Genomic DNA, 21434 nt, shown 5'->3' with positions numbered 1-21434 from the left:
GAACCACAGCAATGTCTTCCGCCGCGCCGGAGAACACTCTGGCTCAGGAGATGAAAGCGGGCCAGACCCGCAACCTCTTGCTGGCCACCCTGGCCTCCACCATGGGTTTCTGGGCCTGGACCATCATTGGCCCCTTGGCCAAAACCTATGCGGCCAACATGGACTTGGGCGCCGGCCAGACCTCCATCCTGGTGGCCATGCCCATCCTGGTGGGTGCTGTTGCCCGCGTGCCCGTGGGCGCCATGACGGACCGCTACGGCGGGCGCCTGATGTTCACGGTGATTCTGGGCATCACCGCACCCCTGGTGTTGCTCACCGCCATGGTGGGTCAGATGAACAACTTTGGCATGTTGGTGTTCGTGGCCTTTTTCCTGGGCATTGCCGGCACGGTGTTTGCCATAGGCATCCCGTTCTGCTCCGCCTGGTATGAATCCCACCGCAAGGGCTTTGCCACCGGTGTGTTCGGGGCCGGCATGGTGGGCACTGCCGTGTCCGCGTTCTTCACCCCGCGCCTGGTGGCAGGTCTGGGCTACATGGGCGCGCACATCCTGATTGCCGCCTTGGTGGCTGTGATGGCCGTGATCTGCTGGTTGTTCCTGCGTGAATCCCCCACGCGTCGCGGCGTGGAACCCACGCCCATGCTGCCCAAGCTGAAGGTGGCCTTTGGCCTGAAGGAAACCTGGCTGCTGTGCTTCATGTACGCGATTGTTTTCGGTGCGTTCGTGGCCTTCTCCAACTACCTACCCACCTACCTGGGCAACGTCTACGACTTTGACGCCACCGGCGCCGGAACCCGCACCGCCGGTTTCGCGGCAGCCGCCGTGGTGGCCCGTCCCATTGGTGGCACCTTGGCCGACAAGGTGGGGCCCAAGTTGGTTTCCATCGCTTCCTACGTGGGTGCAGCCGCACTGGCCGTGGTGGTGGCCTTCCAGCCGGATGCCGAACACGTCTACGGCCCGATCTTCATCCTGATGGCGTTGTTCCTGGGGCTGGGCACCGGTGGCGTGTTCGCCTGGGTAGCCCGCGCCTCCGAGGCCCGTACCGTGGGCACCGTCTCCGGCATCATCGCCGCCGCCGGTGGCTTGGGCGGTTACTTCCCGCCGCTGGTCATGGGTGCCACGTACAACGAGGCGCAGAACTCCTACTTCGTTGGGCTCATGCTGTTGGCCTTGTTCTGCGTGCTGGGCCTGATCACGTGCTTCATCCTGCGCAACGGTGGCCGCGTGGACGAGCGCACCGCTGCTGCGTGATCTTGGGGGTCATGCCCTCGACTTAGGGTGGTGGGCGGGTGCTCGGGTTCGAGTACCCACCCACCACTTTTCCGTTCCCACCGCATTCACCCCGACGCCGTACGGAGATGACGTGTCCCCTCACAGCACCCCGCCCCATCGTTCCGATCCAAAGCCGCACGAATCGCAGGGTCTGACCCACGTCCGGGCGGATGGTTCCGCCCACATGGTGGATGTCTCCGCCAAGCAGGAAACCACGCGGGAGGCAACGGCGGTCGCCGTCGTCGTGACCCGGGAGGACGTGGTGGAGATGATCTTTGCCGCTGACCTGCCCAAGGGGGATGCACTGACCGTGGCGCGGGTGGCCGGGATCATGGCCGCCAAGAAGACCCCAGAGCTGGTGCCGCTGTGCCACCCGCTGCCCATCAGCAAGGTGACCGTGGACTTCCGGCGCCTGGCGGTGGGCGTAGAAATTTCAGCCACCGTCAAGACCCGCGGTGTGACCGGTGTGGAGATGGAGGCCCTGACGGCCGTGAGCGTGGCTGCGCTGACGCTGTTCGACATGATCAAGGCCGTGGACAAGTTCGCGGTGATCGCAGAAACCAAAGTGCTGGCCAAGTCCGGTGGAAAGTCCGGGGACTGGCAGCGGGAGGACGCATGAGCGACCAACCATTCGACCAGAACACGATCACGGGAACACCTGCGGTGGATGCCTACCACTCGTCCCGGCGGCACGCGGAGGTCTACGGCACCTACCGGGCTGTGGTCCTGGTGGCCTCCACCCGGGCCGCAGCGGGGAGGTACCCGGACAAGTCCGGGCCCACAGCGGTGTCCATGATCCGGGAGGCGGGTCATGAGTGTGCTGACCCGATTGTGGTGGCCGACGGGGAGCCTCTGCGGGCCCAGATGCAGCACTTCCTGCGGGATCTGCCGGTTGGCCAGCGCCCTGATCTGTTGGTCACCTCCGGTGGGACCGGTCTGATGCCGGATGACCTCACCCCTGAGCTGACCCGTGAGTTCCTGGACCGGCAATTGCCGGGTGTCATGCACGCCATTTGGGCAGCCGGGTTGGAGCACATTCACACCGCAGGTTTGTCCCGCGGTGAGGTGGGGGTTGCAGGGCGCACGCTGGTGGTCAACCTGCCCGGGTCCGGCGGTGGGGTCAAGGACGGCATGGGTGTGGTGTTGCCGCTTCTGGACCACGTGTTCCAGCAGCTCAACGGGCACCGGGACGCGGGCCACCGCTCCCCTGCCGCAGACGAATCAGTGGCCACCCCGGCTGCAGGCTTCCAGCCCAGCGGGGTTCAGGGAGATCATCCGGTGGACAGAGCGGACTCCGTGGTGGTTTCCGTTCGGGTGACGGAGGAGCCCTTGGACGCGGCTACGGTCCAGGCCACTGCTGCATCGGAGACCACAGGTGCCGTGGTGGGCTTCAGCGGTCTGATCCGCAATCACGACGCCGGACGATCCGTGACCGAGCTCGACTACACCGCCCACCCCACAGCATCCACCGTGTTGCAGCGCGTGTGTGAGGAAGTCGCGCAGGAGTTCCCCGGAGTGCGGGTGGTGGCTGAACACCGCATCGGCCGTCTGGGCGTGGGAGATTCCGCCATGGAAGTGGCCGTTGCCGCTTCTCACCGCAAGATCGCCTTCCAGGTGTGTGACGCCCTGGTGGACCGGATCAAGGAACGTGTGCCCATTTGGAAGGAACAGCACTTGGAGGACGGCACCCACGAATGGGTGAACCTGTGAACCTCCCACCCTTGGTTGAACCGGGGCCCGCCCTGAGCCTGCCGGAGATTCAGCGCTACGCCCGCAACCTGTCGGTTCCCACCATCGGGGAGGTTGGGCAGCGCAGGCTGCGCGCGGCGCGCGTGCTGTGCCTGGGTGCCGGTGGACTGGGGTCCCCGGCCATCCTCTACCTGGCCGCTGCGGGCGTGGGCACCTTGGGAATCGTTGACGACGACGCCGTGGAGATCTCCAACCTTCAACGCCAAGTGCTGCACGGTGAAGCCACCGTGGGTGTGTCCAAGGCTGGTTCGGCAGCAGCCCGTGTGGCGGATCTGAACCCGGATGTGACCGTGGTGGAACACCGGGAACGGTTGACGGCAGCCAACGCGGTGGAGCTGGTCTCCGGATACGACCTTGTCCTGGACGGCTCCGACACCTTTGAGACCCGCTACGTGCTCTCGGACGCTTGTTCATTGGCGGGTGTGCCGCACGTCTGGGGATCCATTCTGCGTTTTGACGGTCAGCTGGCCGTGTTCTGGGCGCAACACGGCCCCACGTACCGGGACCTGCATCCAGTGCCACCGGCTCCCGGTTCCGTGCCGAGCTGCGCGGAGGCCGGTGTACTGGGGGCTCTGCCCGGGGTGATCGGCTCCGCCATGGCGCTGGAGGCCATGAAGGTCATCATGGGTGTGGGATCTCCGCTGGTGGGGCGGGTCAGCACCTACGACGGATTGGACGGTACGTGGGCCGCCATCCCGCTGGTGCGCTCGCAGACTCCTGTGACCCGGATGCACCCGTTCGGACAGGTTGACCGTGATGGTTACGGCGATTCCCCTGCTGATTCTGCATGCGCGGTTCCGGCTGATGTTGTTGCCGCCGGTGTGTCAGCGGTTCCCTACCGGGCCGAGGCTCTCCGCGTGGCTGTGCGCGTGCACACGGCTGACGGAGGTGCCGCCGTGAGTGCCACCTCCCAGGTGCCGGACACCGTGGAAGTTTTGGAATTACAAGAAATGTTGGAGACCCGCGCTGACGGTGGTTCTGATTTTGTGCTGGTGGACGTCCGCGAATCCTGGGAGCACCAGTTGTCCTCCATCCCCGGCGCTGTGCTGATCTCGCTGGGGGAGTTCCGCTCCGGTGCGGCCTTCCCCCGGATGGCTGACGCCCCCTCGGTGGTGCTCCACTGCCAGGGCGGTGTTCGCTCCGCGGAGGCGCTGGACCTGCTGCGAGCCTCCGACGCCCACCACGGCATCACTCGCACCACCCGCCACCTCTCCGGCGGCATGAACGCCTGGAACCGCGTAAACGAGAACACCTGACCCCACCCCACCGTTGAGACCCCACCGGATTGCGAGATCACCGCCTACACCGTGGGGTTTTGCGCGTTTCGGGGGAGATCAATCACCCAGTGGGGACTGGGTGACTTTTTGTGCGTGCCGAGAAGCCAGCTCTTTGAGCGAACCATCCGCGTCTCGGCACCATTGGACACCGTCAGCATCCGTGAACGTGAACTCGGTGATTCGCTTCAACTTGGATTTGGTGACTGGGACCAGAGCCCCATGGGCTTCCGGTGATTTGCCCAGGTCCCATGCATGGACGCCCTGTCCCGGGCCAAAGACCAGATGCCCCGGGGGCATCGTGTGGACCACCAGATCTTCAAGTTCTTTGGGTGTGTCCAGTCGCTTTCCCTGCAAGTACTGCACGTCCGTGGCTGAAATGCAGATGTCGTACACAGGTGCGTCCGAGGTGTTCTTGACCTCAAGAATGATCTGGGTGTGATTACGGATGACGCCGTTGGCTTGCTCCCAGGTGGAGTCCAGCGTTTCCACGGACATCCATATGGCGAGCCGTGCCGCCTGCTCGCGGCGCCGTTCCACGGAGGCTCGGTCCTCCCGCGCCTCCTCGATGCGACGCAGTCTCCGCGACTCCAAGAACGCCAAGACTGCGACCACCAAAGCGCCCGAACTGATGGCCAGAGTGATGATCGATGCAAATGACCCCATGTGCCAGATATAGCCGCTGACAAGCTGTGATGGAAGTCTGATTGCGGGATGTGACATCTGTTCGAATGCGTTGAAAACTCCCGTTAAGTCACCCGGATCCCTCCTCACCATCTGGCATTCACCGTTTTCCCACCGGGTGATGCCACCATCAACGGGAGCAGGTTTCCGGCCACGCACATCAAGCCATCACCGGGAGGAGCCAGGACCGTGGGCAAGAAGGATCAGGAGGGGCAGGCGCCCGTCGTCGTGCATGGGGATGCGTATGATCCCGCGACCGGCCCGGCGCGGCCCGCGGAAGTGGGATTTGCAGACCCGGACGACTACGACTTTGCGATTGTGCACCTGACGGACACGCAGTACATCGCCGAAGGTGCTGCGGACCCGTCCGATCCCGAGCGCCAGGCGCGGTTCAAGGCCTCCCACGATGCCATTGCGCGTTGGGTGGGGGAGAACGCCGCTGCACGCAAGATCGTGTACCTGGCCCACACCGGGGACCTGATCGAGAACTGGTGCTGGTTCTGGAACCGTCGTTCCACGGCCACCCGCGAGTTCAAGGAAGCTGAACGGCTGATCTCCATGATCGAGGACCACGGCGTGCCGGTGGGGGTCCTGCCCGGCAACCATGACAACCGCTGGGGCTCGGACGAGGGCCGCGGGTCGCCTGAGTTGAAGAAGTTCAACAAAGCCTTTGGACCCATCCGGAGCACCTTGGCTGCGCGCAAATGGCGGCCCAGTGCCGGGAGTCTGCCCGTGCGGGCCAGCTACGGCGGGCCGTGGAAGGCCGGGGAGAACAGCTGCCATTACGACCTGGTGGAGGTCGGCGACACCCGCTTGGTGATTGTGCACCTGGGCTACGGGGTGCGGGACGAACACACGGCCTGGGCCAACACCGTGCTGCGTGAACATGCGGACCGGGATGCGATCGTGTGCACGCATTATTATCTTGACCAGGGGATTCGCCCTGATGGATCCGGCGCCTCTTTTGGTGGACCCGGTTCCTACGGTCCCAACGACGGCGTCAAGGTCCACCGCGAGGTTGTCACCCAGAACTCCAACGTGGTGCTGGTGCTCAGTGGCCACATTTCCGGCACGGGCTGGCAGGTGGAGGACCAGGCGGCTTACCCGTCCCCGGGTTTGCTGGCCGACTACCAGACCCACCGCATGCCGGACGAGAACTTCCCCGCCGGTTACCGGCAGGCCAATGGCGAGCGCCGAACCGGTTTTCTGCGGCTGCTGCAGTTCCGGGTGTCGGACGGAACCGTGCGCGTGACCACGTACTCGCCGGTCCTGGACAGTTTTCGTCCACTGGATTTTGCCCCGCAGTCCCAGTTGGATCGCCTGCGGGGCGGGCGCAGCGCGGAGGAGATTGCCGCTCAGCCGTGGGTGGACCCGGATCACCTGATCCTCCCGGTGGAATTGCGCTCGCATGCCCCCGGCGGTCGCCGGTCCTCGCCGGATCGCACGTTGGCCTCCGCGGCCCCAGCCCTCACCGACGACGACGCCGCAGGCCCCCTCACGCAGCCCGCTCACGGAAAGACTCTGCCGGGGCTGGATCATGCTGAAGCTGATGTGTCAGGCCGCGCTGTTGCCGACAAGTGGGGGACTGCGCTGACGGTGGCCGGTGCCGTGGGTGCGGCAGTCGCCCTGCGAAAACTCCGGCGCCGCTGAAACCCCCGTCCCCCTGGCGCCGAGACCTCCGTTTCTGCCCAAGAATCGTGCTGAAAAGGGCTTTTTCGGAGGTCTCGGGTGGTTATTCGGCGGGCGGAAGCGCGGCCAGAGCCCGCATCAGGTGAACCAGGCGCATCAGATTGTCCTGCTGGCGCAAGGGGTCACTGGTCAGTGAGCCCAGGTCCGCTCCGTGGACCACCTGATAAACGATCGGATCATGAGAGCTGTGATGCTCACCCGGGTCATCCAACGCGCGCACGGTGATGTCTGAGCCTGAACTGTTCCAGCTCTGATCAACGCTGATGGTGGCCAGGCGCCCGTCCGGAGCCACGGACAAGAGTTTGAAACGGCGGTACCCCTCTGCGATCTCCGTCAGGACAGTCTCCAGGTTGTGTGGACCTAGTCCCCGGATGGGGCCGGTCCAGTAGCTGGAGTCGGCATCGTGGACCACGGCTGCAGCAACCGGGTCACGTTGGGCACCCAGCAACCGTGTGCTGCGGGAGAACTTGGGGCCGGCGAAACTCAAGAACATGAATCCCAGTAAGAACGGCAGCCAAGCGAACCACGGCAGATCGCTGGTCCTGCCAAAGATCCCCACCAAACCCATGGGCAAGAAGGGGAGCAAGACCCCGTGCCGGACCACGAGCGTTCGCCATTTCCAGTAGGCGGGTTCGGGGAGCCTGTGACGGCCGGAGGGAGATGTCACCGGTGCTTGCTTCAGAGGCCCGGGTCAGTTGAAGGGCTCGTCACAGGGGCATGCTGAGGTGCGATCTCCCGCAACAGATACACCAGTCGTGCAAGGTCATCGGCCGCTTGCAGGCCGTCAATCCTGGCGAATTGCGTGGTGTTGGAGACCTGGAACACCGGGTCATCTTGTTGGTCGTCATTGAGCGGGGACGCGGGCGGTAAGCCACGGACGGTGATGTCGGTTCCGGGTGTGGTCCACCCGGAGGTGGTTTGCAGATCAGCGCGCAGCTGTTCTGCGGAAACTGCCTGAATCTTCAACCTGGAGTAAAGGGAGGTTGCGTGATTCATGGTGGACTCCATGTTGTGGCTTGTCAGTCCAGCGATGCGGCCGGTCCACCGGACGCCGTCGTCAATTGCTTTGATGTCTTTGAGGACAGGGTCCGAGCGGTCAAAGTTTGCGCGTTGGCTCTTCAGGAACGTGCGGATACCAATGGCGAGCACCAGCAGACACACGGGCCAAACCACCCACACCAGCCACCACGGGGAGTCACCGACGTCTGGCCCGAACATCACAACGGCCATGTATGCCATGGGGGCGAGCCCAAGGCCCGCAAGAATCCAACTTCGACGCCGCCACGAGCTCGGAGGCGTGACGTTCGTCCGCGACAATGTTGATCCTTTGCTCATGGCCGTACTGCACCGGCCGAGGAAGCTGGCAGGGGCTCTTGGGTGAGGGCCGCAAGGGCCTGCAGCGTTGCCACTACCCGGGCCACATTCTCCTTGGCTGCAACACCTGTCAACAAGCTCGCGGAGCTGTAGGGAGCGCAGGTAACCGTGACTCGCGCATTGTCAGCATTCGGAGTGCACCGAACAGTGATTGCGTAACCAAAGCTGGATCCATCCAACCGACGGCGCAGCATCAACACCAGGGAATTGGGGTCGAATCCATGAACCGCGAACTGCGGGGATTGGGCAAAAACGTCAGCGGCAGTCTTGAGAGACGCCAGATTCATGCCTGGGATTGCCCCTGACCACTCCTGGTGGCTTGCGCCATTGGGCATGTTGTCAGTGATCGAACGGCGGACCTCCCGGCCGCTGGTGCTGCGACCATGGACTCGGTGCACTTCCCACATGACCACGACCATGAGGATCACGGCCAAACTGAACCTGCCAACCCAGTCGGGAATGGGGATCACTCCCATCAGAATTGGCATGGAGATCATGAGCCCCAGGAGCGAGGCCCAAAAGGGCCACAGGCGGTCCTTGGCAGATATTGGCTTGGGTAGTGGGTATCGGGGTTCTTGCGGTGAGTCCATGGTGATTTCACCTCACAATCGCAGAGGCAATGCATTCTTTGGTGTTCACCCTAGTCAGCTGGTGACCCTGTGGCCAGGTTCATCAACAAATCGTTATGGGCACATTGGGGCCGGCGTGACGGATCACATGGGCGTCGTCGTCGTGAATGCGTAGGCCGTCAAACGGGGCCGCGGGTACGCTGTTCAGGACCCGGACCCGGGTCTGTCAGCATTCCCAGGCCGTTCACGCGCAACACCGGTGCGCGCAACCCCAGGAGGCGCGCGTGTCCGCATCCGTCCGTTCCCACCAGTCAGAGTCCGCGTACTCCCACCGCTGGCTGGTCCCTCACGCCCCGGGCACTGGACCCATGTGGGCGCAGGTCCTGGCCTATGTGTTCCTGGCACTGGTGCTGGTGTGGTCTGTACTCCAGGTGGCGTGGGGCTCCCTGGACCTGATGGTCTACAACATGGGTGCGCAGTGGGTTGCCAACCCCAACATCCGCCAGGAACCGCTCTACGATCTTGCATTCCCGGTCCCCTGGGGCAACGACACCCTGCCGTTCACCTACCCGCCTTTTGCGGCGTTGCTGTTCGGTCTGCTGGCGTGGATTCCTTTTGACGTCACCCGCTACCTGCTGCTGGTGGCCGATCTTGTGGTGGCGGTTCCTTTGGCCGGCGCGTTGGTGTCTTACGCGATCCGCAAGGGCCGCCCCATTCCGCTGACCAACTACCTGGGCAGCCGCGCCATGTTTGCCCTGGTGCTGGCGGCGATCCTTTTCAGCGGCCCGTACATCCGCACCATCTCCTTGGGGCAAGTCAACATCCTGCTGTTCGGATTGATCTTCCTGGACCTGGTGCGTCGCACGGATGGCACAGGATCCTGGATTGAGCGTGTCACGGCTTCCATTCCGCGTGGTGTGCTGATCGGCATTGCAGCCGGCATCAAACTCACGCCGCTGGCTTTCGGCCTGATTTTCCTGATGCAGAAGAATTTCCGGGCGATCCTGTCCATGGGCGTGACCTTTGTGGCAACCGTGGCGCTGGGGTTCATGGTGCTCTACAACGACTCCATCCAGTTCTGGACTGATTCGGTCTCATCCTCCGACCGCGTGGGTTCCATCAAGTACATCGACAACACCGCCATCACCGGTCTGCTCATCAAGAACGGCATTCCTGCGGATCTGGTGGATCCCATCCGCTACCCGCTGGTGCTGATCATGATCGCCCTGGTTGCGGTGGCATTGATCTACATGACGCGCCGCGGCATGATCCTCTCTGCGATCTCCGTCAACGCCTTGGTGATGCTGTTCATGTCACCGATTTCCTGGTCCCATCACCAGGTCTACTACCCGGTGATCGCCCTGGCCTTGTGGTTGGAGGCCTTCCCGCAGGTGTTTCGCGGGGCCACCCGGATCATTGCGGGGGTGTTGGCCTGGATCTGGCTGATCGGTGCCTACATCGGACCCATGCGCGGGTTGTTCATGACCGAGCGGTTGGGGATCGACCTGCACGCATCCGAAACCATCTGGATCTTCCCGTACGTGATGCTCTTCCTCCTCCTGCTGCTCTGGTGCGGGGCCGTGATTCTCCAGTCACGACGACGCCGCGGTGCCAACCTCACCGAGTCCGCCCACTGACCACCACGAACTCATTGGGCGTGTGCGGCAGCTCGAACGAGTCCATGACCGTGCCGGAGGCGATCTCCACCACGTGTAGCTTCTGCCGCGCAGCATCCGTGACGTAGGCGTGATCACCTGAGACCTGCACGGCCGGGCCGGGCTATTGCCACTCGTCGTTCTCCTCCCACGGGTCGACCACCGCAACCCGGTGCAGGACCTCACCGGAATGCTGGTCCAGGATGTTCAGCTCCCCGTTGTAGGTCAGCACCAACGCCTCACCGCGTGGGCCGCGGGCCATGGACCGGAACCAGTACGCGGAGCCCAGATCCACGGTCTGCACGGAATCGGTGCGAGTGTTGATCAGGCCGATCCTGGTGGGTCGTTCCAGCTCGACATCCGGATCCACTTTGTAGTCGGCCAGCACCACGGCAGAGCCCGTGGTCCCGAATTGGTTGCCTGATCGTTGGTAGCTCTCCGCAACGGCAACCTTGTGGAATGCGCCGTCACGGTAGATCACCGGCCCGTTCTCACAGCCCAGAGTCACGACGTCGTCGGTTTCCGTGGGTTCAGCCACGGCCTCCCCGTGTACTCCGGGGCAGTCATGAGTTTCTGCCATCACTTCACCGTGGGCGTCCAGGACCTGCACGGTGGTGCGCTGCTCTGGGGTCCCCTGCGTGATCAGTAGCTTGTTGTCCTTCAGGGGAATGGCAACGCCGTGGTGGGGGTCTTGCGTCCTTGCGGTCTCCAGGTCCCCGTCCCGCAGGTCGGCCAGCAGCTGGTTGGTTTCGGCCATGCTCACGGCCCCGGTGCCATCGGCAAACAGCGCGGTGCGCCCGCCATTGGTCACCACGTGCCCGGCCTCAGGTGCCTGGAGCTCGACGTCGGTCAACGTGGGCTGTGTTGTGTAGTAGTGGGAATGGTCCCCGTGGGCCTCAGCACTCAGGCCCGTGTCAAAGACCGTGAACTTGTCCCCGGAGGAGACCGCCACATGCCTGCCATCTCCCAGGTGGCTCAGGCGCAGGAATCCGGGGGCCTGGGTTTCTGCGATCACCTGGCCGGTGTGGCCATCCAGAGTCATGATGCCGCCGTCGTAGGTCATGACCACCCGCGGTGTCAGGGAGGTGACCTCCTGGCGTTGTTCGGTGGGCGTGATCGCGGGCGACGACGACGCAACGGAGGTGTCCTGTGGCGTGCCGCAGGCGGAGAGAAGCAGTGCGGTGGCAGCAAGTCCGGCGGTGATCTGCAGGGTGCGTGAAGGCGTCAGCATGGGCACACAGTACGCACAAATGAGAATCATTCTCAAATAGGGGGGGTGCCATGGACATGAAACTGCCCCGGAAGATCACACTTCCGGGGCAGTTGAATCGGTGGTTCGGATCAGCAGATCACTCGGCGTCCAGATCCTTCTCGATCAGGGCGGCGATCTTCTCCACGGCCTCAGCGTTCTCGGAGCTGACCTCAACCTCGGTGCCCTTCTCCGCGCCCAGAGCCATGATCAGCAGGGAGGAGGAGGCGTCTGCGGGCTCTTCATCGGGATCGTTGACCAGGCCGATCAAGATCTCGTCGTCGAACTCACCAGCAGCCTCGGCGATGATGGCGGCGGGACGTGCGTGCAGGCCGACGGCGGAACCGACGGAAACCTTCTTGCTGGGCATGCTTCCTCCTACAGGATCGATGCTTTCGGGGTGGCCCGATGGTGCAGCTGAGACTACAGCCACATCCGCCGAGCCCTGGCAACAGTCTGTCAGGTCTCAGGGGCCAGCCACGAGTTGTGGCCGAAGTGTGCCTGTAACGGTCCTGGATGTGAACGAACCCTCACGCCACTACGCCATCAACGGGTGATGGCGTAGTGGCGTGAGGGTTCGGTGCCTGCGTGCCAGGAAACTCAGGACATCAGGCGTTCACGGATGCTGCGCGGGGAGCGTTCTCCGTCTGAGCCTCACGCTGAGCAGCAGCCATCAGGGACTTCTGACGCTGAGTCTTGAGCAAGGTCACGATCAGTGCGGAAACCAGCACACCGGCCACCAGGGCGATCAGGAAGCCCCACGGGTTGCCCATGGCCGGCACCACAAAGATGCCGCCGTGCGGGGCGTTGAGGGTGACGTTCAAGGCCATCGTGAGAGCACCGGTCACGGCGCCGCCGGCCATCATGGACGGGATCACGCGCAGCGGGTCGGCTGCAGCGAACGGGATGGCACCTTCGGAGATGAAGGAGGCACCCAACAACCACGCGGTGCGCCCGTTCTCACGCTCGGCCTCCGAGTACAGCTTGCCGCGGACCGTGGTGGACAGGGCCATGGCCAACGGGGGAACCATGCCGGTAGCCATGACGGTGGCCATGATGCTCATCGCGGCATCGGTGCCCTGGGCCAGACCGGCCGTGGCGAACAGGTACGCAGCCTTGTTGACGGGGCCGCCCAGGTCGAAGCACATCATGAGGCCCAGGATGACGCCCAGGAGAATGGCGGAGGTGCCGGTCATGGAGTTCAGGCCGTCCTGCAGCCAGGTCATGAGGGAGGCCAACGGCTTGCCCAGCAGCAGGTACATGAGCAGGCCGACCAGGGTGGTGGTGACCAGCGGGATGATGACCACGGGCATGAGGCCCGCCAGCCAGCGCGGAACCTTGATGGAGGCGATCCACATGGCGATCAGACCGGCCACAAGACCCGTGACCAAACCGCCGATGAAGCCCGCGCCCACGGCGACGGCGATGGCACCGCCCACAAAGCCCGGGGCAATGCCGGGACGGCCGGCCAGCGCGTAAGCGATGTAGCCGGACAGGGCCGGTACCAGGAAGTTCATGGCGAGCCCACCGATGGTGAAGAACACCGCACCCAGGTAGAGCATCAAACCGCCATCAGCAGGCAGGTTGAACAACGTGTTCTGGGCAACCACATCCGGTGCCACCTCGGCCACACGCTCGGCGCCACCCATGGCAAAGCCCAGAGCGATCAACAGACCGCCGGCGGCCACGAACGGGATCATGTAGGACACACCGGTCATCAGCGCCTGCTGGATGCGACGGCCCCAGGACTGCCCCTCCGAGGAGCCCGAGGACTCACCGGCACCGGCACCGGACCCGGCACCACCGGCAATGCGGTGACCATTGGGGTCATCCGCTGCCGCCAGTGCGCGGTTGATCAGACCCTCCGGATCGGAAACACCAACGTTCACGCCGGCTTCCACACCGGGCTTGCCGGCAAAACGCTCGCGGTCACGCACACCCACACCCACGGCAAAGACCACGGCGTCAGCGGAGTCGATCTGCTCCTGCGTCAGGTTGGTGCCACCGGAGGAACCCTGGGTCTCCACCACCAGCTCGTGGCCCATCTCCTGGGCCTTCTGCTCCAGGGCCTCCGCGGCCATGTAGGTGTGGGCAATGCCCGTGGGGCAGGAGGTCACGGCCACCAGGCGGCGCTTGGCACCACCCTCACCGGCACCCGTACCCGCGCCGGCGGCACCTGCACCAGCAGCACCGGCTGCAGTGGCACCAGCGGCAGTTGCGCCGCTGGAACCGGAGCCTGCGTTGCCGGCGGATGCTGCGGCGTCGTTGGAGGTCTGGGTCTGCTTGGGAGCCAGGACCTCCTCCACGATCGCCACGACTTCCTCAGCGGTCTGGGCTTCCCGCAGGGAGCTCAGGAACGTCTTGCGGGCCATGGCGCGCGCCAGCTTGGAGAGCAGCTTGAGGTGCTCCTTGCCTTCGCCATCCGCGGCGGCAATCAGGAAGATCAGGTCCGCAGGGCCGTCCTTGGCGCCAAAATCAACCGGCTCTGCCAAACGGGCGAAACCCAGGGACGTGGTCTTCACGTGTGCGGAGCGGCAGTGCGGGATGCCGATGCCACCGGGCTGACCGGTGGGGGACTGGCCCTCGCGAGCCAGGGCATCGGAGGCCAGGCCGTCAGCGGAATCAGCGCGGCCTGCAGCAGCCACGACGCCGGAGAGTTGCGTGATCACATCATTCTTGTGAGCGCCTAGGTTCTGATCGAGGACGACCAGCTCTGGGACGATCAGAGGTAGCTCTGACATGGGTGAATCCTTGCTGTGTGAAGGGATCGGACAGGTGGGTGTCAGTCGAGCGTGAGCTCGGTGACGGAGGTTCGGTCGAGGTCGACCTGATCGGGACTGGGAACACCGGTGCCGGCAAGGGCGGTGGCGCCGGAGCCGTAGGCCACGGCGTGCCGCAGGCATTCGGCGGGATCCAAGTTCTGGGTGAAGGCCAGCAGCAAACCGGCCAGGGAGGAATCCCCGGCGCCCACGGTGGACACCGGAGTGATGGGTGGGGGATTGCCCACCCAGGCGCCGTCAGCGGTGACCAGTACCGCCCCGGCAGCGCCGAGCGTGGCCAACACGGCGGTGACGCCGCGCTCCACGAGTTTGCGTGCGGCCTGGGCCGCAGGAAGGAAGTCGCCGTTTTCGGCGGCGGCCTCAATGGCGGGGCCATCAGCCCCCACCAACTGCCCCAGCTCCAGGCCGTTGGGCTTGAGCAGGTCAGGGGCTGCGGTGTCCAGATCCCCGGCCAGTGCGATCAATGGGGCATCGGAGGTGTCGACGGCGATTCGCACACCCGCCTGCTTGAGTTCCGCCACCATCTGGGCGTACCAGTCCTCTGACGGGCCGGGAGGAAGGGAGCCGCACAGTGCCACCCAGTCACCCGGCTTGGCGGCAGCCAGCAAGGCATCCAAGCACGTGCGTTGGGCGTCTGCATCCAAAGGTGCGCCGGGCTCGTTGATCTTGGTGGTGGTCCCGTCCGGTTCCGTGACGGTCAGGTTGGTGCGGACACGGACGTCACGCTCCACCAGGGAAAAAGGAACTTCTGCTTCCTTCACGGCCTGAACCAGGGGGTCACCTGCAGGCGCCGGGAAAACCGCAGTGGTGGCCGTACCTGCCAGGGTGAGAGCACGGGACACGTTGATTCCCTTGCCGCCGGGCCCGTCATGAACGGCAACCACACGGTTGACCCCGCCGCGTTCCAGGACGGTGGAGAGATCAGCGGTGCGGTCAATGCTCGGATTGGCGGTGAATGTGATGATCATGCGATCACAACCTCGATTTCATTCTGGGCAAGGGCCTGGGCAAGTCGTGTGGGGGGCTCGGCATCGGTGATCAGGACGTCTATCTGGTCCAGTTCCGCAAAAGTGCACAAGAAGTCGGAGTCGAACTTGGAGGAGTCAGCCAGCAGGACACAGCGCTGGGAACGCGTGGCCATCAGGCGTTTCACGGCGGCTTCCTCAACATCCGGGGTGGTCAGTCCGTAGGCGGCAGACAGCCCGTTGGTGCCCAGGAAGGCAACATCCGCGGCAACCCGGCCCAGCATGGTCAAGGCGGTTGCACCCACCACGGTCTCCGTGACCTCACGGATCACACCACCCAAGAGGTGGACGGACAGGTTGTGAGTGGTGGACAGCTCCAGTCCGGTGCGCACTGAGTCCGTGATGACGGTCAGTGGTCCGGTGGACGGGTCCTGTTCCGCGCGCAAGGTGATCTCCGCGGCCAGGGCACCGGTGGTGGTGCCACCGTCCAGGATGATGCTCCCGTGGGCCGCCGGCAGATACGCCATGGCTACGCGGGCAATGGCGGCCTTGGCCTCCCCGCGGGTGGTGCGCCGCTCCCGGGCGGTGGATTCGGCGGTGCCGTAGGAGGATCGGGGAATGGCCCCGCCGTGCACGCGGTCAACCAAACCAGATCGGACAAGCACGTCCAGGTCCCGGCGAATTGTTTCAGGGGCCACCGCAAAGGTGGCGGCCAGATCGGTCACCGCCACTCGCCCGCGAGCTGATGCCATGCGAACAATCGCCTGGCGCCGCTCCTCCGCGTACATGGTGGGGGCTGGTGAGTCACCGGAACGCTTGGAATCGGGCGTGGACACAGGGGGTTCAACGCCGGAGGGAAGATTCTGTGATCCCCCGGCGGATCCGGCGCCACGGAACTGACCGTCAGCGCCCTGCGTGATCTCTGTTACGCCCATATATGAATGAGTATGCCCGAATTTGTTGCTTGTCAACCCATGTTGTCGTGGGTTCGACGGGCCACGTATCCTGGGAATTCCGCCACTTTCATGTGTGCAGGAGATCTCAAGGACGAGGAGCGCACCCCATGCCTGTTGATGCCCGTTTCGACCCGGCCGCCACCAATGGTGAGTCTGCTGACGGCCAGCCGTCAGAGTCGCGAGAAACTGCTGCACCGGCTGGAGGCGCCACCCTCCAGGGCATCGGAGTGGTTGCCGGCATCGCCGCCAGCCCCGCCCTTTGGGCCAGGCCACGCCCGCAATTGCCCACGGACGGTCCAGAGGTCCCTGAGGCGGACCGTGCGGAGCAGAAGCAGCAGTTCGATACCGCCGCGGCAACCGTTTCGGGCCGACTGCAGGGTCGCGCGGAGAAGGCTGAGGGTCACGCCGCTGAGGTGTTGGAAGCCACCGCATCCTTGGTCACGGACAAGGGCTGGCGCCGTGCCGTGAACAAGCACGTTGAGGCCGGTGTCAACGCTGTGGTTGCCACGGTGCGTGCAACGGACACGTTTGTTGCCAAGTTCGAGAAAATCGGTGGCCTCATGGCTGAGCGCACCACCGACCTCAAGGACATCCGTGACCGCGTGGTGGCCGAACTGCGCGGTGAGCCCGAGCCCGGTGTGCCCAGCCCGGATGAGCCCGTGATCCTGCTGGCCGATGACCTTGCCCCGGCAGACACCGCAGGGCTCGACCCGGAGTTCGTGCGCGGCATTGCCACCCAGCTGGGCGGCAAGACCAGCCACACCGCCATCATTGCCCGCCAGTTCGGCATCCCGTGTGTGGTGGGTGTGGGTGCAGCACTGGAAGGTGTTGAGGACGGGGCTTTGATCCTGTTGGACGGTGAGCGCGGGGAGATTGAAACCACCCCGGACCCCGCAAAGGCCAAGGAGCGTGCGGATGAGTCCGCGCAGATGCAGGCCAAGATCCGTGCCTGGTCCGGACCCGCTGTCACGGCCGATGGAACGCGTGTGCAGCTGCTGGCCAACGTGCAGGACGGTGCAGGCGCCCGCGCCGCTGCCGGTACGGGCCTGCCCGAAGGTGTTGGGTTGTTCCGCACTGAACTGTGCTTCCTCTCCGCCCAGTCCGAGCCCTCCGTGGAAACCCAGGCCGGGATCTATCGCGAGGTCTTTGAGGCCTTCCCGGAGCAGAAGGTTGTGGTGCGGACCCTGGATGCGGGTTCGGACAAGCCGTTGGCATTTGCCACCATGCCGGATGAGCCCAACCCGTCCCTGGGTGTGCGCGGTGTGCGCATTGCTTTTGAGCAGCCCGGTGTTCTGGAACGCCAACTCGATGCGGTGGCGGTTGCCGCCAAGGGCACCGGGGCCGAGCCCTGGGTCATGGCACCCATGATCGCCACAGTGGATGAGGCCAAGTGGTACGGGGAGATGTGCCGTGACCGCGGTCTGATCCCCGGTGTGATGATCGAGGTTCCCTCCGCAGCACTCATGGGAGATGAGCTGCTGGAGCACGTGGAGTTCTTCTCCATCGGCACCAATGACCTCACGCAGTACGCCATGGCAGCTGACCGCATGGCATCCCAGCTCTCCGAGCTGACCGACCCCTGGCAGCCGGCAGTGCTCAAGCTCATCAAGATGGCTGCGGACGCCGGGCAGCGTGCCGGCAAGCCTGTGGGTGTGTGCGGTGAGGCCGCTGCGGACCCGCTGCTGGCCTGCGTGTTGGTGGGGCTCGGTGTGACGTCTCTGTCTGCAGCCGCTCCTGCTCTTGCCGCCGTGGGTGTGCAGTTGGGTCAGGCCACTGATGACCAGATCGCCCGTGCCGCCCAGGCCGCCGTGACCGCACCCACCGGTCAGGCCGCGCAGGATGCCGCATTCGACATCCTCAAGGGCGGTAAGTGACCCTCACCCGGGGTGGCCTGCGATGACTCGCTCCACCCAGCGGCGCCGCATCCAGCGGATCCGCACGGACGCATCAGGGCAGCTGCGGGCTGAGGCTCGCGCTGACACCCTGGTGGGCGAGGAGCCCCTGGAAATCAGGCTCAACGGGCAGTCCTTTGCCGTGACCATGCGAACCCCGGGCCATGACTTCCACATGGCCGCGGGGTTCCTGGTCTCGGAGGGGATCATCACCCGGCAGTCGGAGATCCTGCGCATGGACTACCGCTCCGGGATCAATGCCGAGGGGACACGGGACTACAACGTGGTGGACGTCCGCCTGGACCCGGCCGTGGCAGCCAGGGCGGAGACCAAACGGCGGGAGGTTTACACGTCGTCGTCGTGCGGGGTGTGCGGGACGGCCTCCATTGACGGGGTGCTCAAGGTTTCCCCGTACGAGCCCCTGACCGATCCGTTGGTGGTGGAGCTGCCCATGGTGCTGGGGCTGCCTGCCGCGCTGCGCTCGCAGCAGCGCCTGTTCTCCTCAACCGGTGGTGTGCACGCCGCTGCCCTTTTCCGGATCTCTCCCCAGGCCGACGACGACGGCGCGGCACCTGGTGAGCCGGAACTGCTGTGTGTGCGAGAGGACGTGGGCCGTCACAACGCCGTGGACAAAGTGGTGGGGTGGGCCCTGGAGCACAACCTTCTGCCGCTTGAAGCCACGGTGCTGCAGGTCTCTGCCCGGGCGTCCTTTGAACTGGTGCAGAAGGCCGTGATGGCGGGAATCCCCGTGATGTCTGCAGTCTCAGCACCCTCTGCGTTGGCCGTTGACGTGGCGGACCGGACCGGGTTGACCCTGGTGGGTTTCAACCGCGGGGACGGGGCCAATGTGTACACCGGCGCACAGCGCATCCGGCTCACCACCCCTGATGAATCTGAGCTCTGACCGGCTGGTCTGAAGGGCAGTGCGGCGGCACTACAGTGTGAGCATGCTGCCTTTCCTGCTGGTCTCCACGCGGCCCGAAGACGTGATTGCTGCGGAGGAACACGAGACGTTCTGCCGGTTCTCCGGACTGGATCCGGACCAGCTCCACCAGATCCGTCTGGAACAGGGTGAGGAAGCCACTCGCGAACTGGCTGCAGTGGACCTGAGCCGGTATTCCGGTGTTTTTGTGGGCGGCTCACCGTTCAACACCTCCCATCCGCAGGCGGAGAAAACTGCCACTCAGGTTCGGGTGGAGCTTTCCCTGGGTGAACTTTTGGACCGGGTCATGGCGCAGCAGATCCCGTTCTTCGGAGCCTGCTACGGAGTCGGCACGCTGGGCGTGCACCAGGGCGGGGTGGTGGACGGCACCTACGGTGAGGACGTGGGCGCAATTGAGGTCACCGTGACCGACGACGGCGCCCAGGACCCCCTGCTGGCTGATCTTCCGCGGACTTTTCACGCCTATGTGGGTCACAAAGAGGCCATCCGGGACCTCCCGCCAGGAGCAGTCCTGCTGGCCACAGGCATCAACTGCCCGGCACAGATGTTCCGCGTGGGGCCCAGTGCCTACGCCACACAGTTCCACCCTGAGCTTGATGCTCCCGCCCTGATCAGCCGGATTGAGGCCTACAAACACCACGGTTACTTCCGGGTGGAAGATGCCGAGGCAGTCAAACAGCAGGTCACGGACGGCCCAAAGGTGGAGGTCCCGTCCCAATTGCTCAGTGCTTTTGTGCGGGTTTTTGCCAAGTAATCGTTCCTAAGGTGGATTCTTGGTGTCCCCGGTCTTGGATACGGTGAAGGCATGACTCTCCAGACCGGGCCGTTTCCACAAGCCACAGCGCCATCACAGTCGTGGGGTGCCGGTCCCGGCGCGGCCCCGGTGGGTGTCCCGCAACTGCCGCCGTTGAACCCGCAGACCGGTTTGCCCACGGGGGCGCAGTACCGGGATCTTGCCTATCACCGTTTGGCGCTGTCTGACCCCAAGCACCGCAGGTGGTCACCGCTGGCTGAAGGCGGCGCCCTGCTGGTGGGTGTTGTGGTTGCCTCCATTGCGTTCTTCATCGTGGGAGCTCTGATTGCCGTTGTTGTGGGGGGTCAGAACTTCCTCACGGACGTGAGCACCGGGGACATGGCCCAGATGGACATGACCAACCCCTGGTTGTTGCTGTTCCTGTTCGGCTCCGTGGCCATCTGGCTGCCCATTGCGCTGCTGACCAGATGGCTTCTGCGTCCCAGGCCCGTGGGGTTGATCTGGTCCGTGACCGGCAGGATCCGGTGGAAGTGGCTGCTTGCGACCATGGGTCTGGCCACCGCCGTGTTTGTGGTGATCTACGGTGCTGCCACCCTTCTGCAGATGGCTCTCACCTCAGGGGATCCTGCTGCCGACGTCGTTCTGGCCGAACGCCACCCCCTGTGGTGGTTGACCCTGGTGTTCGCCTTTCTGGTGGTGCCCATTCAGTGCACCGCGGAGGAAGTGGTGTTCCGCGGCTACCTGGCCCAGTCGATTGGCCGGTGGTTGAAGAACCCCGCGTGGGCCATCCTGCTGCCGGCACCGCTGTTCATGCTGGGGCACATGTACGACGTCTGGGGCCAGCTCTCCGTGCTGTGGATGGCCGTCATCACCGGCTTCCTGACCTGGCGAACAGGTGGCTTGGAAGCTGCCATCAGCCTGCACGTGGTCAACAACATGGTGGCCACCCTGCTGGCAGTTGCGTGGCCCGTTCAGCCGGCCACGGCGGAGGATGCCTCCGTGGGAGTGTTCGGCTTCGGTGTGATTTTTGTGATTGAAACCGTGTACGCGCTGATCGTGCTGCTGCTCATCAAGCGCGGACGGATCGCAGTGACCCGCAGGGCTGTGGTGTGGCCCAAGAAGGATCAGGACGCCTGGTACCACCAGGTGCGTGCCGCCTACGCTGCCCAGGCCGCTCAGTTCGGCCCATTCGGTGTGGCACCGCAGACACAGGGGGCGGTCGGTCAGGGGTACCCGCAGATGCCGGGTGGCCACCAGTTCACAGCATCCCCGCGATTTGCCACAGGCCAGCCATCCAATACAGGCCAGCCTTCCAGTGCAGCCCACCAGTTGCCCGGGAATTCTGCTCCCGAGTCCGCGAATCTGGTGCCCGTGGTGATCCCTGCATCCATGGCCTATGCGCAGCCCCATCAGATCAACCCGGACGGCAGCCTGCGCCTTGTCCCCGCCGATGGACTCATCGCCTACGCCGCACCGGAGACAGAGCTGATCCCGGGCTCGGATCCGCCCGTTCATGCCCACCCGGTGGTGTGGATGGCCCGTGCTGAGCCGGCATCCGGTGGGCAGCAGGCAACCAGCGGCACGCAACAAGGAGAACAGCTGTGACCCAACGTCGCGCCGAATCAACATC

20 protein-coding genes are annotated in these 21434 nt (G+C 64.6%); 10 read left to right on the top strand and 10 right to left on the bottom strand.

From position 1 onward, the window contains the following. Positions 1 to 11 precede the first annotated feature (11 nt). The 4 genes from GTW58_RS05230 (at position 12) to GTW58_RS05215 (ending at position 4276) form a co-directional block, all read left to right on the top strand. Positions 12 to 1250 (top strand): MFS transporter, encoded by a 1239-nt coding sequence (locus tag GTW58_RS05230; protein WP_047692222.1) that lies wholly within the window; start codon positions 12 to 14, stop codon positions 1248 to 1250. A gap of 112 nt (positions 1251 to 1362) precedes the next feature. After that, positions 1363 to 1890, top strand: a complete 528-nt coding sequence (gene moaC / locus GTW58_RS05225; RefSeq protein WP_304999791.1) for a cyclic pyranopterin monophosphate synthase MoaC — start codon at positions 1363 to 1365, stop codon at positions 1888 to 1890. After that, entirely contained in the window at positions 1887 to 2981 is a 1095-nt protein-coding gene (locus tag GTW58_RS05220) for a molybdenum cofactor biosynthesis protein MoaE (RefSeq protein ID WP_119932654.1), read from the top strand. The genes moaC and GTW58_RS05220 overlap by 4 nt, the downstream gene beginning before the upstream one ends. Continuing rightward, positions 2966 to 4276 carry a ThiF family adenylyltransferase gene (locus GTW58_RS05215; protein WP_198673417.1) on the top strand — a complete coding sequence of 437 codons (1311 nt, stop codon included), beginning with the start codon at positions 2966 to 2968 and terminating at the stop codon, positions 4274 to 4276. Before GTW58_RS05220 ends, GTW58_RS05215 begins: the two co-directional genes overlap by 16 nt. A 78-nt stretch (positions 4277 to 4354) precedes the next feature. On the opposite strand, the gene GTW58_RS05210 is transcribed toward GTW58_RS05215, so the two are convergent. Continuing rightward, positions 4355 to 4960 carry a hypothetical protein gene (locus tag GTW58_RS05210; protein WP_119932656.1) on the bottom strand — a complete coding sequence of 202 codons (606 nt, stop codon included), beginning with the start codon at positions 4958 to 4960 and terminating at the stop codon, positions 4355 to 4357. 207 nt (positions 4961 to 5167) lie between these two features. Here GTW58_RS05210 and GTW58_RS05205 point away from each other — a divergent pair, with 207 nt between their 5' ends. Further along, a complete protein-coding gene (locus GTW58_RS05205) occupies positions 5168 to 6628 on the top strand; it encodes a metallophosphoesterase (RefSeq protein ID WP_157980463.1) in 1461 nt (486 codons plus the stop codon). Between the two features lie 82 nt (positions 6629 to 6710). Here the strand turns inward: GTW58_RS05205 and GTW58_RS05200 are convergent, their stop codons facing one another. The 3 genes from GTW58_RS05200 to GTW58_RS14290 all read right to left on the bottom strand — a co-directional run bounded on the left by GTW58_RS05200 (position 6711) and on the right by GTW58_RS14290 (position 8529). Continuing rightward, positions 6711 to 7160 carry a hypothetical protein gene (locus GTW58_RS05200; RefSeq protein WP_168023466.1) on the bottom strand — a complete coding sequence of 150 codons (450 nt, stop codon included), beginning with the start codon at positions 7158 to 7160 and terminating at the stop codon, positions 6711 to 6713. A 185-nt stretch (positions 7161 to 7345) separates the two neighbouring features. Further along, positions 7346 to 7906: a hypothetical protein gene (locus tag GTW58_RS05195; protein WP_047689283.1), complete on the bottom strand. Its 561-nt coding sequence runs from the start codon at positions 7904 to 7906 to the stop codon at positions 7346 to 7348. 92 nt (positions 7907 to 7998) lie between these two features. Further along, on the bottom strand, positions 7999 to 8529 hold the full coding sequence (locus GTW58_RS14290; protein WP_119932659.1) for a hypothetical protein: 531 nt from the start codon (positions 8527 to 8529) through the stop codon (positions 7999 to 8001). Between the two features lie 365 nt (positions 8530 to 8894). Here GTW58_RS14290 and GTW58_RS05185 point away from each other — a divergent pair, with 365 nt between their 5' ends. Then, the gene (locus GTW58_RS05185) at positions 8895 to 10247 is read left to right on the top strand and encodes a glycosyltransferase 87 family protein (protein WP_052209430.1); all 1353 of its coding nucleotides are present in this window, start codon (positions 8895 to 8897) and stop codon (positions 10245 to 10247) included. Here GTW58_RS05185 and GTW58_RS14545 read toward each other — a convergent pair. The 6 genes from GTW58_RS14545 to GTW58_RS05160 all read right to left on the bottom strand — a co-directional run bounded on the left by GTW58_RS14545 (position 10228) and on the right by GTW58_RS05160 (position 16194). Next, on the bottom strand, positions 10228 to 10377 hold the full coding sequence (locus GTW58_RS14545; RefSeq protein ID WP_232817997.1) for a hypothetical protein: 150 nt from the start codon (positions 10375 to 10377) through the stop codon (positions 10228 to 10230). The two genes, GTW58_RS05185 and GTW58_RS14545, sit on opposite strands and share 20 nt — an antisense overlap. Before the next feature lie 12 nt (positions 10378 to 10389). Then, positions 10390 to 11496: a hypothetical protein gene (locus GTW58_RS05180; RefSeq protein WP_232817998.1), complete on the bottom strand. Its 1107-nt coding sequence runs from the start codon at positions 11494 to 11496 to the stop codon at positions 10390 to 10392. A 118-nt stretch (positions 11497 to 11614) separates the two neighbouring features. After that, the gene (locus tag GTW58_RS05175; RefSeq protein WP_047689288.1) at positions 11615 to 11884 is read right to left on the bottom strand and encodes an HPr family phosphocarrier protein; all 270 of its coding nucleotides are present in this window, start codon (positions 11882 to 11884) and stop codon (positions 11615 to 11617) included. A gap of 238 nt (positions 11885 to 12122) precedes the next feature. Further along, the gene (locus GTW58_RS05170) at positions 12123 to 14255 is read right to left on the bottom strand and encodes a PTS fructose transporter subunit IIABC (RefSeq protein WP_119932660.1); all 2133 of its coding nucleotides are present in this window, start codon (positions 14253 to 14255) and stop codon (positions 12123 to 12125) included. 41 nt (positions 14256 to 14296) lie between these two features. After that, positions 14297 to 15262 carry a 1-phosphofructokinase family hexose kinase gene (locus GTW58_RS05165; protein WP_119932661.1) on the bottom strand — a complete coding sequence of 322 codons (966 nt, stop codon included), beginning with the start codon at positions 15260 to 15262 and terminating at the stop codon, positions 14297 to 14299. Then, positions 15259 to 16194, bottom strand: a complete 936-nt coding sequence (locus tag GTW58_RS05160) for a DeoR/GlpR family DNA-binding transcription regulator (RefSeq protein WP_198673418.1) — start codon at positions 16192 to 16194, stop codon at positions 15259 to 15261. Before GTW58_RS05160 ends, GTW58_RS05165 begins: the two co-directional genes overlap by 4 nt. Positions 16195 to 16322: 128 nt before the next feature. Between GTW58_RS05160 and ptsP the strand changes: the two genes are divergently transcribed. The 4 genes from ptsP to GTW58_RS05140 are packed head-to-tail and all read left to right on the top strand — an operon-like array spanning position 16323 to position 21409. After that, the gene (gene ptsP / locus GTW58_RS05155) at positions 16323 to 18089 is read left to right on the top strand and encodes a phosphoenolpyruvate--protein phosphotransferase (protein WP_119932662.1); all 1767 of its coding nucleotides are present in this window, start codon (positions 16323 to 16325) and stop codon (positions 18087 to 18089) included. 22 nt (positions 18090 to 18111) lie between these two features. Further along, positions 18112 to 19011 carry a formate dehydrogenase accessory sulfurtransferase FdhD gene (fdhD, locus tag GTW58_RS05150; RefSeq protein WP_119932663.1) on the top strand — a complete coding sequence of 300 codons (900 nt, stop codon included), beginning with the start codon at positions 18112 to 18114 and terminating at the stop codon, positions 19009 to 19011. A 43-nt stretch (positions 19012 to 19054) separates the two neighbouring features. Further along, positions 19055 to 19804: a glutamine amidotransferase gene (locus GTW58_RS05145; protein ID WP_119932693.1), complete on the top strand. Its 750-nt coding sequence runs from the start codon at positions 19055 to 19057 to the stop codon at positions 19802 to 19804. A 51-nt stretch (positions 19805 to 19855) separates the two neighbouring features. Next, positions 19856 to 21409: a CPBP family intramembrane glutamic endopeptidase gene (locus tag GTW58_RS05140; protein ID WP_119932664.1), complete on the top strand. Its 1554-nt coding sequence runs from the start codon at positions 19856 to 19858 to the stop codon at positions 21407 to 21409. Positions 21410 to 21434 lie beyond the last annotated feature (25 nt).

The organism is Kocuria subflava (genome assembly GCF_012163155.1).
In the GTDB taxonomy this organism is placed as follows: Bacteria; Actinomycetota; Actinomycetes; order Actinomycetales; family Micrococcaceae; genus Kocuria; species Kocuria subflava.
This window is presented reverse-complemented; position numbering and strand designations above follow the sequence as displayed.

Excerpts from the sequence above, each read along its gene's own strand:
- GTW58_RS05165 (WP_119932661.1), bottom strand. The coding sequence starts at position 15,262 with ATGATCATCACATTCACCGCCAATCCGAGCATTGACCGCACCGCTGAT.
- GTW58_RS05170 (WP_119932660.1), bottom strand. The coding sequence starts at position 14,255 with ATGTCAGAGCTACCTCTGATCGTCCCAGAGCTGGTCGTCCTCGATCAG.
- ptsP (WP_119932662.1), top strand. The coding sequence starts at position 16,323 with ATGCCTGTTGATGCCCGTTTCGACCCGGCCGCCACCAATGGTGAGTCT.
- GTW58_RS05140 (WP_119932664.1), top strand. The coding sequence starts at position 19,856 with ATGACTCTCCAGACCGGGCCGTTTCCACAAGCCACAGCGCCATCACAG.
- GTW58_RS05145 (WP_119932693.1), top strand. The coding sequence starts at position 19,055 with ATGCTGCCTTTCCTGCTGGTCTCCACGCGGCCCGAAGACGTGATTGCT.
- GTW58_RS05160 (WP_198673418.1), bottom strand. The coding sequence starts at position 16,194 with ATGGGCGTAACAGAGATCACGCAGGGCGCTGACGGTCAGTTCCGTGGC.
- GTW58_RS05200 (WP_168023466.1), bottom strand. The coding sequence starts at position 7,160 with ATGTTCTTGAGTTTCGCCGGCCCCAAGTTCTCCCGCAGCACACGGTTG.
- GTW58_RS05215 (WP_198673417.1), top strand. The coding sequence starts at position 2,966 with ATGGGTGAACCTGTGAACCTCCCACCCTTGGTTGAACCGGGGCCCGCC.
- GTW58_RS05175 (WP_047689288.1), bottom strand. The coding sequence starts at position 11,884 with ATGCCCAGCAAGAAGGTTTCCGTCGGTTCCGCCGTCGGCCTGCACGCA.
- GTW58_RS05230 (WP_047692222.1), top strand. The coding sequence starts at position 12 with ATGTCTTCCGCCGCGCCGGAGAACACTCTGGCTCAGGAGATGAAAGCG.
- fdhD (WP_119932663.1), top strand. The coding sequence starts at position 18,112 with ATGACTCGCTCCACCCAGCGGCGCCGCATCCAGCGGATCCGCACGGAC.
- GTW58_RS05220 (WP_119932654.1), top strand. The coding sequence starts at position 1,887 with ATGAGCGACCAACCATTCGACCAGAACACGATCACGGGAACACCTGCG.
- GTW58_RS05195 (WP_047689283.1), bottom strand. The coding sequence starts at position 7,906 with ATGGCATACATGGCCGTTGTGATGTTCGGGCCAGACGTCGGTGACTCC.
- GTW58_RS05180 (WP_232817998.1), bottom strand. The coding sequence starts at position 11,496 with ATGCTGACGCCTTCACGCACCCTGCAGATCACCGCCGGACTTGCTGCC.
- GTW58_RS05210 (WP_119932656.1), bottom strand. The coding sequence starts at position 4,960 with ATGGGGTCATTTGCATCGATCATCACTCTGGCCATCAGTTCGGGCGCT.
- GTW58_RS14290 (WP_119932659.1), bottom strand. The coding sequence starts at position 8,529 with ATGCCAATTCTGATGGGAGTGATCCCCATTCCCGACTGGGTTGGCAGG.